General features: G+C 66.9%; 9 protein-coding genes. 3 read left to right on the forward strand and 6 right to left on the reverse strand.

From position 1 onward, the window contains the following. Positions 1–34 precede the first annotated feature (34 nt). The 6 genes from GPA25_RS21110 to GPA25_RS21135 form a co-directional block, all read right to left on the reverse strand. Positions 35–1,336, reverse strand: a complete 1,302-nt coding sequence (locus GPA25_RS21110) for an MFS transporter (RefSeq protein ID WP_169262381.1) — start codon at positions 1,334–1,336, stop codon at positions 35–37. 127 nt (positions 1,337–1,463) lie between these two features. After that, positions 1,464–2,522 (reverse strand): beta-keto acid cleavage family enzyme, encoded by a 1,059-nt coding sequence (locus GPA25_RS21115; protein WP_169262382.1) that lies wholly within the window; start codon positions 2,520–2,522, stop codon positions 1,464–1,466. A 55-nt stretch (positions 2,523–2,577) separates the two neighbouring features. After that, positions 2,578–3,516, reverse strand: coding sequence for a TauD/TfdA dioxygenase family protein (locus GPA25_RS21120; RefSeq protein WP_211163271.1), 939 nt, complete (start codon positions 3,514–3,516; stop codon positions 2,578–2,580). 89 nt (positions 3,517–3,605) lie between these two features. Beyond that, a complete protein-coding gene (locus tag GPA25_RS21125) occupies positions 3,606–4,586 on the reverse strand; it encodes a quinone oxidoreductase family protein (protein ID WP_169262383.1) in 981 nt (326 codons plus the stop codon). Between the two features lie 59 nt (positions 4,587–4,645). After that, the gene (locus GPA25_RS21130; protein WP_169262384.1) at positions 4,646–5,671 is read right to left on the reverse strand and encodes a universal stress protein; all 1,026 of its coding nucleotides are present in this window, start codon (positions 5,669–5,671) and stop codon (positions 4,646–4,648) included. Between the two features lie 31 nt (positions 5,672–5,702). After that, a complete protein-coding gene (locus GPA25_RS21135) occupies positions 5,703–6,017 on the reverse strand; it encodes a Rieske (2Fe-2S) protein (protein WP_169262385.1) in 315 nt (104 codons plus the stop codon). A 219-nt stretch (positions 6,018–6,236) separates the two neighbouring features. On the opposite strand from GPA25_RS21135, the gene GPA25_RS21140 reads away from it, so the two are divergent. From GPA25_RS21140 to GPA25_RS21150, 3 genes are all read left to right on the forward strand, one after another. After that, positions 6,237–8,942, forward strand: a complete 2,706-nt coding sequence (locus tag GPA25_RS21140) for a winged helix-turn-helix domain-containing protein (protein ID WP_169262386.1) — start codon at positions 6,237–6,239, stop codon at positions 8,940–8,942. A 303-nt stretch (positions 8,943–9,245) separates the two neighbouring features. After that, positions 9,246–10,892, forward strand: a complete 1,647-nt coding sequence (locus GPA25_RS21145) for a fatty acid--CoA ligase (protein WP_169262387.1) — start codon at positions 9,246–9,248, stop codon at positions 10,890–10,892. A 139-nt stretch (positions 10,893–11,031) separates the two neighbouring features. After that, positions 11,032–11,548: DUF1302 domain-containing protein (locus tag GPA25_RS21150; RefSeq protein ID WP_169262388.1), on the forward strand; the 517-nt coding region annotated here is incomplete at its 3' end.

Here is an 11,548-nt window from a genome sequence, read left to right on the forward strand (position 1 = left end):
GTCGTCGTTTTTGCGGTGGTTAGGGGTAGGAAAATCAGTGCTGCTGCGCCTGGATACGCTTCAGGTCTTCGGCGTAGTAGCGCTTGCCGACGGCGAAGGCGGCGACCGCGCCGAGGGCGACCAGTGGCACCATCTGCATCGCGTCCATCAGGCCGACGCGGTCGGCAATGAGGCCGGTGACGAAGGGGCCGGGGGCAAGGCCCAGCAGGTTGTTCGCCAGCGTCAGCGTCGCGAACGCCGTCGCATGGATGGGGGCCGGAGTCAGGTTGGCGACCATCGCGCCCGCCGGGCCGGTGGTACCGGCGACCATCGCCATGCCGGCGCCGAGCAGCACCAGTTGCGCGGGGCCGGGCGGGAACTGGAAGGCGAGGAGCAGCAGCCCGGCCGAAGTCAGCGAATAGGTCATCGCGATCGTCCATTTGCGCTTCGCGTTGGCACGGCTGAGACGGTCGGTGACGATGCCGCAGACGATCATGCCGACGGCGCCGATCAGGATGAAGACCGCGGCGCCGACACCGGCCTTGTCGGTGGGCAGGTCGTAATAGCGGTTCAGGAAGCTGGGCAGCCATGCGAGCATCGCGGCCATGATGAAGAGTTGCAGCCCGCTGCCGATGTAGGCTGCGATCACCGAAACCGACGAGAACAGTCCGGAGAAGATCATCCTCAGGCCGGGGCGGGCGGCGCGCTGTGCGACGCGGCCGTTAACGCCGTGCGGGCACAGGCGTTTCTCGCGCACGACGAGGGCATAGAGAATGACCAGCGCGAGCCCGAACGCGGCCATCGCGCCGAAAGCCCAGCGCCAGCCGAACTGGGCCGCGATGACGCCGCCGAAGGCCATGCCGATCACGGAGCCGACCGGGCCGCCTGCCATGAAGGCGCTGCTGAGCGTCGAGCGCAGGTGGGCGGGGAAGATGCTCAGGATCAGCGCGATGCCGACGCTGCCGTAGGCCGCCTCGCCGACACCGACACAGAATCGGGCGATAAACATCTCATTATAATTAGCTGCCAGGGCGCAACCGAGGGTGGCCAGGCTCCACAGCGCAGCCATCAGGGTCACGCTCTTCACGCGGCCCCAGCGGTCGGCCACGACCGAGAGCGGAAAGGTCAGGAGGCCGACGAGCAGGGCGACGATGCTGCTGAGCGAGCCGAGCTGGGTGTCGCTCAGCGTCCATTCGGCCTTCAGCACCGGAAAGACGGCGTTGAGAACTTGGCGCGACATGTAGTCGGACAGCAGCAGTCCGAAGGTCAGCGCGAACACGATCCAGGCGTAGGTACGCGGAGCGGTCGGGGTGGAGGTCGATGCCTCCGGCAGGGCCTCTGCAATATACGCGGCCAAGCTTGTCTCCTCTTGTTTGTGGCCGTTCCGGCGTCGCGAGATCGCTCGCCGGTCGGCGCTTTATGCGGGCAAGGGGCAGAAATCGTCCCCTTGCCCGTACTGCATTGGTACTACCTTGTGCTACAAATCATGCCGCGTGCTGCAGGAAGCCAACCTGACCCGCCTTGCGGTTCGGTGCGAAGCCGTTCTTCGCCAGGGTCTCGTCGGCCCCTTCGTAGAAGGTGCCGATCTTGTAGATCTCGCGCGCTTCCTTGCCGTTGGCGACCTCGCGGCCGACCTCGCGCGAGATACGCACCAGCTGTTCGATCTGCTCGACGGAACCCATCTTGCGATCGCGACGCTGGGTCCAGATGTTGTCCTCGATACCGCAGCGCACGTGCAGGCCCATCGCGATCGCCATCATGTTGAGCGGCAGCACGTTGAGCATCGAGGTTTCCAGCGTCAGCACCGAGCCGTCCGGGCAGGCACGGACGAAGTTCGCCAGGTTGTAGATGTTCGGGGCATCGAAGCCGCCGCCGATGGCGACCCAGGTCAGGATCAGCGGCACGTTGCAGACGTTGCGGCGCATCATGCGCTCGACGGTTTCGAGCTGCGTGATGTTGGCGAGCTGGAAGTGCGTCTGGATGCCCTTCGACGACAGGCGGCGGATGTGCTCCTCGACCCAGTCGGGGCCGGCCGGGATCGTCATCTCGCGATAGGCCTGGTACATCGCCGGCTCTCCCAGCGAGGTGCCGGCGACGTCGGCGGCGCACATCTGCTCGACGACGTTCATCTGGTTGGTGTTGATCGCGATCGTCACCTGGTCGGGCGTCGGCTGCAGGTCGGCGAGCATGTGACGGGTGTCGTCGGACAGCCACTTGGCCGCATCTCCCTCGCCTTCGGGGGCGAAGGAGATCGAACCGCCGACCTGCAGGATCATGTCCGGCACGCGGGCACGGATGCCGGCGAGCAGTTCGTTGAACTTCGACAGGCGCTTCGAGCCCTTGCCGTCGAGTTCGCGCACATGCACGTGCAGTACGGTGGCGCCGGCGTTGTAGCAATCGACCGCCTTCTGGATCTGCTCCTCCATCGTCACCGGAATGTCTTCCGGGAAATCGGAAGGCATCCACTCGGGGCCGTAGGGGGCGGCGGTGATGACGAGTTTCTGCTGGTTTTCGGGGAACAGCGAGCCGTCGAGGAAATTCATTTCAGGTGCTCCTTGCAGGGATTGGTATGTATTGGGGGAATCGTGTCGGGGCGCGTCAGGCGCCTGGGCCTTCCAGGCCGTAGGGCTTGTCGCCGATGATCCCGGCGCGTTCCATCTTGCGATGGCAGGGCGCGTAGTCCATGACGGCGTAGTGCTGGGTGCTGCGGTTGTCCCAGATCGCCATGCTGTTGGGCTTCCAGCGCCAGCGCACCTGGTACTCGGGGACAAAGGCCTGGCGGATCAGGTACTGCATCAGCTCGGCCGCGCCCGGGGCGTAGTCCTGGCCGAAGCGCACGTTGGCCGGGGTGTGGAAATTGGTGAAGTGGGTCGTGAAGGCGTTCACGAACAGCACCTTCTCGCCGGTCTCGGGATGCAGGCGCACCACCGGGTGCTCGGGGTCCGGGTACTGCGCCTTCAGCGCCAGGCGCTTCTCGATCGGCATCGCCGCGCCGAAGCTCGCTTCGATGCTGTGGCGGGCGCGCAGATGGGCGATCTTCGCCTTGATGTCCTCGGGCAGGCGCTCGTAGGCGAGCACCATGTTGGCCCACATCGTGTCGCCGCCTACCGGCGGGCACTCCACGCAGCGCAGCACGCAACCCATCGGGGGCGCCTCGCGCCACGTGGCGTCGGTGTGCCACGCGTTCTCGTAGCGGTCCATCGGCTGGTCGGGCGACTTGTAGATCTGCACGAGGCCCGGGTGTTCAGGGTGGCTTCCGGCGACGGGGTGGTCTTCGAGTTTGCCGAAGCGCTCGGCGAAGGCAACGTGCTCGGCTCGGGTGATGTCCTGATCGCGCAGGAACAGCACCTTGTATTCGAGCAGCAGGGCCTTGATCTCGGCGAACAGCGCCGGATCGCGCGAGGCGTCGCCGAGGTTTACGTTGATCAGTTCGGCGCCGATGCTCGCGGTGAGCGGCTCGAACTTCACCGAGCTGTTCAACGCCCCCGGCCGCACGAAGGCCGGTGCAGCGGGCTTTTGCTGAGTCGTCTGGTTCATGAAGCTGTCTCCAGGTGTGGACTGACTGGTATGTCGGTTGAAAGGGAGTCCGTGGTTTTCTTGTCTCTCTGTCGGAACGCTTTTTCCGGTCAGACGATGAACACTGACGAGCCGATCGTCTTGCCGGCTTCCAGGTCGTGGTGGGCCTGCACGGCGTCCTGCAGCGTGTAGCGCTGGTTGATCTCGATCTTGATGCGGCCGGCCGCGACGTGGTCGAAGAGCTCGCCGGCAAGGGCGTCGCGTTCCGCGGGATCGGCGATGTAGTCGGCGAGCGCGGGGCGGGTGAGGTAGAGCGAGCCCTTCATCGCGAGCAACTGCGGGTTGAAGGGCTCGACCGGGCCGGACGCCGTGCCGAAGCACACCATCAGGCCGCGACGCTTCAGGGACGCGAGCGAGCCTTCGAAGGTCGTCTTGCCGATGCTGTCATACACGACCGACACGCCGACGCCGTTGGTGATCTCGCGCACGCGGGTCGCGACGTCCTCGCGGCGGTAGAAGATCACGTGGTCGCAGCCGTGGGCACGGGCGATCGCGGCCTTCTCCTCGCTGGAGACCGTGCCGATTACCGTGAGGCCGAGCAGCTTCGCCCACTGGCACACGATCAGGCCGACTCCGCCCGCCGCCGCGTGGATCAGGATCGTCTCACCCGGGTTCAGCGGCCAGATGCGGCGCATCAGGTAGGCCGAGGTCAGGCCGCGCATCGTCATCGCGGCGGCGGTCTCGCACGAGATCGCGTCCGGCAGCTTGATCAGCGGCGCGGCGGAGATGAGGCGTGCGGTGCTGTAGGCGCCCAGCGTATTCACGAAGCCGGTGTAGGTCACGCGGTCGCCTTCGGTGACGTTCGTCACGCCTTCGCCGACCGCCTCGACTACGCCCGCGGCCTCGACGCCGAGGCCGCTGGGCATCGGGATCGGATACAGGCCGGTGCGGAAATAGGTGTCGGCGAAGTTCAGGCCGACCGCCTCGTGGCGCAGGCGGACCTGGCCCGGGCCGGGGGCACCGACTTCGACGGTTTCCCAGCGCATCACTTCCGGCGCACCGGTCTCGTGGATTCGAATCGCATTGGCCATGCTGTGTGCTCCTTGCTGCGGCGCGAAGTGCGGCCGCGGTGTGTTTTAAGTAAAGCTCTTTATTGCTTCGCGGGCGAGGGCGCGAGATTCACGATGCGCGAAAACAGCCGCTTGAACTCCGCGTCGGTGTCGCGACCGAAGCGCGGATCGGAGTTCTCGGAGAAAGCCGCGTTGATCTCGTCCCAGTCGGCCGGGGTCAGGTAGCGCTGGGCGGCGGGCAGGATCACGCCTTCCTCGCGCCCCATGTGTTCCCAGATGAACAGCGCGTAGCGGCTCACCGCTTCCTTCACGGTCGCGAGGTCCACCTCGCCGGCGGCATGGCGGTCCACCGCCTTCGCCAGTTCATCCACCAGCTGCAGGTCGCGTTCATGCTGGCGTTCCAGTTCGTCCAGCTCGGCGTTGCACTGCGAGGTGCGTTCGCGCAGCTTGCGGAACAGGTAGTCCTCTTCCTTCGGGTGGTGCAGCGCGACCGGGAAGGCTTTGATGTAATGAACCATCGCGCGCATCAACTCGTCGCGCGAACCCTCCGCCGGGCTGCCGTCGGATTCCAGCAGATGCAGCCAGGCGTGCAGCACCGCAGCAAGCGAACGGTGCTCGTCGCGGATGATGCCGATCGCTTGCGAGGTCGCCGGCGGGCTCGACGTCGCCGCGACCAGCACCGGCATTCCCGCATTCACCAGCACCTTCAAGGTCTGTGAGCCCAGCATCATGCCGATGCTGCTGCGCCGTCCGTGCGAGGCCATGTAGATCAGGTCGCAGCCGGCATCCTGGGCGGCGGCGATGATTGCGCGGTAGGGTGAGTCGCTCACCGCGGTCGAGGAATCGCACGGTACGCCGAGTGCCCGCGCCGCCGATTCGGCCTTCGCCAGCAGTTCGCGCGCCCGCCCCTGGTAGGCGTAGGCGAAGTCGGCCGGGGAGGTGAGGCGCACGATCTCGGCTTCGCCGCCGAACGCCGCCGCATGGTTCGGCTGCGCGTGGAAGAAGGTGATGCGGGCACCGAGGGTGCGGGCGAATTCGACCGCGTTGCTGACGGTTTCGGTCGCGAGATCGGTACCGTCGATGGGCACGAGCAGATGGCGATACATGGCTACTCCTGGAAGCAGGGCGGGTTGGGTCTCATGCTGCGTTCCCGGCGGCGACGCGTACCCTGCCGTCGACGATTTCGACCGGAAACTTCTGCACCGACATTTCGGGCGCCACGAGCAGTGCGCCCGTGGTGACGTCGTATTTCCATCCGTGGGCCGGGCAGGCGACCGTGCGGCCGCACAGCTTTCCTCCCGCGAGTGCCGCGCCGGCGTGGCGACATGCGTTCTCGATCGCATGCACGACGCCATCGACATTGAACAGCGCAAGGTCGCGACCGCCGGCACGCACGGCCAGCGAGCCGCCGGGGGCGATGCTTTCCAGTGGGCAGACATCGACGTATTGCATCCGCTTCTCCTCGCATGGGGAATGACTTGAAACGGATGTTAGAGAGGGGGTGCAAGGGCCACCCCCCTCGTAGAAGGGGGGGAGCCCCCCCACGGGGGGCATGCCTATAATTGCCCACTCCTTGCGCGAGCGCGGGTATAAGCTGCAAAGGCGCGCTGCGTGGCGCTCTCAGCCGAATGCCGCGGTGCGTGTGCGGGATCCAAACCTGTCGGGACGCTCATGACCACTGCGATCGGCGCTGCGGCGCTGCCGGAACTCGTTCTCAAGACCACGCCGCCGCGGGCGCCGCGACACCTGTTGCTGCGCCCGCGGCTCAGTCTCGACGAAGAACAGTTCCGCGACCGACAGGTCGTGGTTGTGCAGGCCCCGCCGGGCTTCGGCAAGACTTCGCTGCTCGCGCAGTGGCGGCGAGAAATCCTCGCGCGCGGCGCGGCGGTCGCGTGGATGTCCGTCGATGAACACACCGACCCGCAGCGCCTGCTGCAGAGCCTCGTGCAGGCCGTGCGCTCCGGCTGCGGCCGGCCCACCTTCGGCCGTATCCTGGTCGAAGGCGCGGGCGCGTCGGCCAGCGAGCTCGAAGGCGTCACCGCCTGGCTCGCCGAAGTCGCGCAGACTTCGCTCGACCTCGTGCTGATGGTGGACGAGGCCGAGCGCCTGCCCGATGCCTCCTTCACGCTCCTGTCCTACCTGCTGCACAACGCTCCGCCCAACCTGCGTCTCGTCATCGCGGCGCGCAGCGGCTTCGACCGCGAGGTCGCCGACCTGTGCTCCTACGGCTACTGCGTCCTCCTTGGCGCGGAATCGCTGCGCTTCCGCCTCGACGAGACGCTCAATCTCGTACGCAACCGTTTCGGCACCAAGGTCGACGCCGACACCTGCGCACGTATCCACGAGATCATCGAAGGCTGGCCGCTGGGCCTGCAGCTTGCGCTCGCGGCGCTGGAACGCGGCGGCGACCCGCGTCTCGTCGTCGATGCGCTGTCCGCGCGCGCCGGCAACCAACAGGATCAACTTCTCGGTGGTCTGCTGGCGAAGCTCGCGCCCGAGGACGCGGCCTTCCTTACCCGCATCTCGGTGGTCGACATGCTGCACCCCGACCTGTGCGGGGCCCTCACCGGTGTCGCCGACCCGGCCGGGCGCATGGCGCGGTTGATGCGCGACATCCCGATCTTCGCGGTGGGTGACGACAGTGAATGGTGCCGCCTGCACACGCTTGCGCGCGATGCCCTGCGCGCGCGCCTCGCGGAACTGCCCGCCGTCGAGCAGGCGGACGTGCACACCCGCGCCATGCGCTGGCTGGAAGACCGCGGCATGCTCGAGGAAGCCGCGCGCCACGCGCTCGCCGCCGGCAATCGCGAGGTCGCCTTCGACCTCGCCGAGCAATGCCTGTACGACGCGGCGCTGCAGGGCCATGTCGGCATGGTTCTCGACTGGGTCGAACTGCTGCCGCAAGCCGAACTCGACAGGCGCCCGCGGCTGCGGCTCGCGGCCGCCTGGGTGCTGGCGCTGAGCGAACGCCACGATGCGGCGGAGCGCCTCGTCGCGGGCATCCTCGAAGGGGCGGACATCGACGTTGGCCTGCGTTACGAATGCGCGCTCATCGGTAGCGGCGCCGCTTACTATGCCGACGACCCCGACCGATGCATCGCGCTCTTCGAGCCGTGGGTGGATGCGCCCCCCGCGCGCGAACCGCGGCTGCTGCAGATGCACGCCAATCGCCTCTCGGTGCTCGCGATCCTGCGTGGCGATCCCGCCCTTGCGCGCCGCCACCAGCAGCAGGTGCCGCGCGGCGAATACGGCATCGCCTATGCCTACTCGGCGCGCTGGGGCGAATTCATTACCGGCCTGAGTTACCTCTGGGAAGGTCAGGTGCGGCTCGTCGAGGAGGTGCTGTGCCCCGCGCTGGCGCATGCGGACGAGGCACTCGGCCGCCGCCATCCGCTGTCGTGCATGCTCGCCGCGCTGCTGGCCGCCGCGGCCTACGAACGCGACCGTGTCGACGAAGCCGCCGCGCTGCTCGCCAACCGCCTGGACGTGCTGGAACGCACCGGCACCCCCGAAACCGCGCTGCTTGCATACCGCACCGCCGCCCGCGTCGCCGCTGCGCAGGGTGCCGAGCACCGCGCGCTGGACCTCCTCGAAACCCTTTTCGCGATCGGCGCTGCTCGCGCCATGCCGCGCCTGTGCATCGTCAGCCTTGCCGAACAGACCCGCATGCACGCCGGTCGTTTCCGCTCGGAAACCTGCCGCGCGCTCGCCCAGCGCATCGACGACCTCCTTGTTCGTGAGGAGGGCAAACACGGCCCCGTGTGGCAGCGCATGGTCGAACTCCAGCGCACCATGGCGCACGCCAACGCCGCCATCGCCGCGCAGGACTGGCGCACCGCCCGCGAAGCCCTCGAACGCGCCGCCCCCTTCGCCGAAGGCCTCAAGCTCGGGCGCGCCCATATCGAGAACATGGCGCTACGCGCCTGGGTCCTCGACCGCAGCAGCGAACACGGCCGCGAACTCCTGCGGGAAGCGATGGACCTCGCCCACACCTACGGCCTTGCACGCGTGTTCGTTGATGCCCACCCTGCCATCGCCGACTGGGCGCGCAGCCTCTCGGTCGACGAAGCCGGCTATCCCGAACCCGGCCGCAGCATCGCCGTGGCCCGCGTCCTGCGCCCGGCAACGTCCACTCCCCCCCGCGACGCCGCCGGTCCGCGCGCGATCCCGAGCATGGTGCTCACGCCCAAGGAGCGCGAGGTCCTGGAACTCCTCGCGCGCAACCTCTCGAACAAGGAGGTCGCGCAGGCAATGGGAGTAGGGGAGGAGACCGTGAAGTGGCACCTCAAGAACCTGTTCGGGAAGCTGGATGCCGCGAACAGGAAGCATGTGGTGCGGCGGGCGCAGTTGTTGGGCTTGCTCGAAGGCGTCGACTAGTCCCCTGCGCCGGACTGTTCTCATTTCCGGCCTCGGCGGGGAGACGCATCGCGGATCGTTTCCGGTTGTTCGACCCAAGCGCGTGTTTCGCACGCTCGAGCCAGACGTCGTCCTGGCGCCAAAACCCCCATGCGTCGCATGACTAGCTGTTGACTCCCCCTCGCTTCAGGGGGGGAGCTGGCCCCATGCCCCCAATAAGCTTTCTCCTGTCTGTGCGTTGGTGTGCAAGGGCTATGCTGAATTTGAGTCCCAACCACTGATCGCACCCCGGTTTCATCTCGAACAACCACGACGGAGACAGCCATGCCGGACAACACGATCGTTGCCACACCCTCGGCCTATACCTACCCGCTGCTGGTCAAGCAGCTGTTGCTGAATTCGGTCAGCCTGCACGGCGACCAGGAGATTACCTATCGCGGGGAGCTGCGCTACACCTTCCGCGAGTTCCGCCAACGCATCGGCAAGCTCGCTTCGGCGCTGACGGCGCTGGGCGTGCGCCACGGCACGACGGTGGCGGTGATGGATTGGGACAGCCATCGCTATCTGGAGAGCTACTTCGGCATTCCGATGATGGGAGCGACGATGTTCACGGTGAACGTGCGCCTGTCGCCGCAGCAGATCGCCTACACGCTGAACGACGCCGAGGCGGAAGTGGTGCTGGTGCATGCGGACTTCGTGCCGCTGCTGGAGCAGTTGAAGCCCGAATTGAAGACCGTGCGGCAGATCGTGGTGATGGCCGACGGGCAGGCGGTGCCGGCGACGTCGCTGGCGTTCGCGGGCGAGTACGAGGCGCTGGTAGGGTCGGCGTCGGCGGACTTCGAGTTCCGTGATTTCGACGAGAACACGAAGGCGGCGACCTTCTACACGACCGGAACGACGGGCGACCCGAAGGGGGTGTGCTACAGCCATCGCCAGATCGTGATGCACACGCTGGGCACGGCCCTGAGCCTGACCTCGCAGCCTGAGGGGCAGCGGCTGCATCGCGAGGACGTGTATATGCCGATCACGCCGATGTTCCACGTGCTGGCGTGGGGCGTGCCCTACATCGCAGTGCTGCTGGGCCTGCGGACGGTGCTGCCGGGGCGCTACGTGCCGGACGTGCTGCTGAAGTTGAAGCGCGAGGAGAAGGTGACTTTCTCGCATTGCGTGCCGACGATCCTGCAGATGCTGCTGCAGGCGCCGTCCGGGGCGGATCAGGACCTCTCCGGATGGAAGATCATCATCGGCGGTTCGGCGCTGTCGCCGGCGCTGTGCCGCGCGGCGGTGGAGCGTGGCATCGATGTGTTCGCCGGATACGGGATGTCGGAGACGGGGCCGGTGGTCGCGCTCGCGCAGCTGTCGGCCGGCGATGCGACGTCTGATCTCGACGAGGAAGTGCATCTGCGTTGCCTGACCGGTCGGCCGGTGCCATTGGTGGATTTTCGCGTCGTCGATGCCGACATGAACGACGTGCCGCGCGACGGCAAGACGCAGGGCGAGATCGTGCTGCGCGCGCCCTTCCTGACGCAGGGCTACTTCAAGAAACCGGAGGCGTCCGAGGAGTTGTGGGCGGGGGGCTACCTGCACACGCAGGACGTTGCGGTGGTGCGTCCGGACGGTTTCGTGCAGATCGTCGATCGCATCAAGGATGTGATCAAGACGGGCGGCGAGTGGGTGTCGTCGATCGAGGTCGAGGGTCTGATCGGCGAGGTGCCGGGCGTGCAGGAATCCGCCGTGGTCGGCGTGCGCGACGAGAAGTGGGGCGAGCGCCCGATGGCCTACGTGGTGTGCAAGCCGGGCGTGACAGTGGACGTGGAGACGATCCGCCACCATTTGTTGGGGCTCGTGGAATCGAAGCGCATCAGCAAGTACGCGGTGCCGGACGCCGAGCGCATCGTCTTCGTCGCGGAGATTCCCAAGACCAGCGTCGGCAAGATCAACAAGAAACTGCTGCGTGAGCGCACAGCCTGACTACCCCCCACTCCCCCTCTACCCCCCGACGCTGGGGGGAAGTCGGGTAGGTGAGGGGCAGACAATGGAACCATCTGGCGAACAGACGCCGGAGCAAGCGAAATAGCTCAAGCCAACGATATAAGAGGGGCTGAAGACGATGGAGACGAGGAGACAAGGGTGCGTTTTCGCACGCAGGCAGACGGCGGTGGCGGTGGCGGCGGCGTTGCTGTCGCTGAGCGGCGGCGTGCAGGCGTTCGAGATTGACACCGGCAACGCGGATCTTCAGGTGCGCTGGGACAACACGGTGCGCTACAACATTGCGACGCGGGTGGAGAGCCGCGACCGCAAGATCGGCAACTCGGCGCTCACCGACGAGGGCACGTACAGCTTCGACCGGGGCGACCTGGTCGCCAACCGCCTCGACCTGCTGTCCGAGCTCGACGTGGTGTACAAAGGCACGACCGGCTTTCGCGTGAGCGGCGCGGCGTGGTACGACGCGGCCTACGGCGACAGGAGCGAGTCCAACCCGAATGCGCCGTTCGCGGCCATCCCGAGCTACACGGATCACGAATACAGCCGCTACACCAAGCGCTACTACGCCGGCCCCTCGGGGGAAGTGCTCGACGCCTTCGTGTTCGCCAACTTCGACGCCGCGAGCGTGCCGGTGCGCCTGA

Origin of the sequence: Aromatoleum diolicum, from assembly GCF_012910955.1 — a bacterium.
Classification (GTDB): Bacteria; Pseudomonadota; Gammaproteobacteria; order Burkholderiales; family Rhodocyclaceae; genus Aromatoleum; species Aromatoleum diolicum.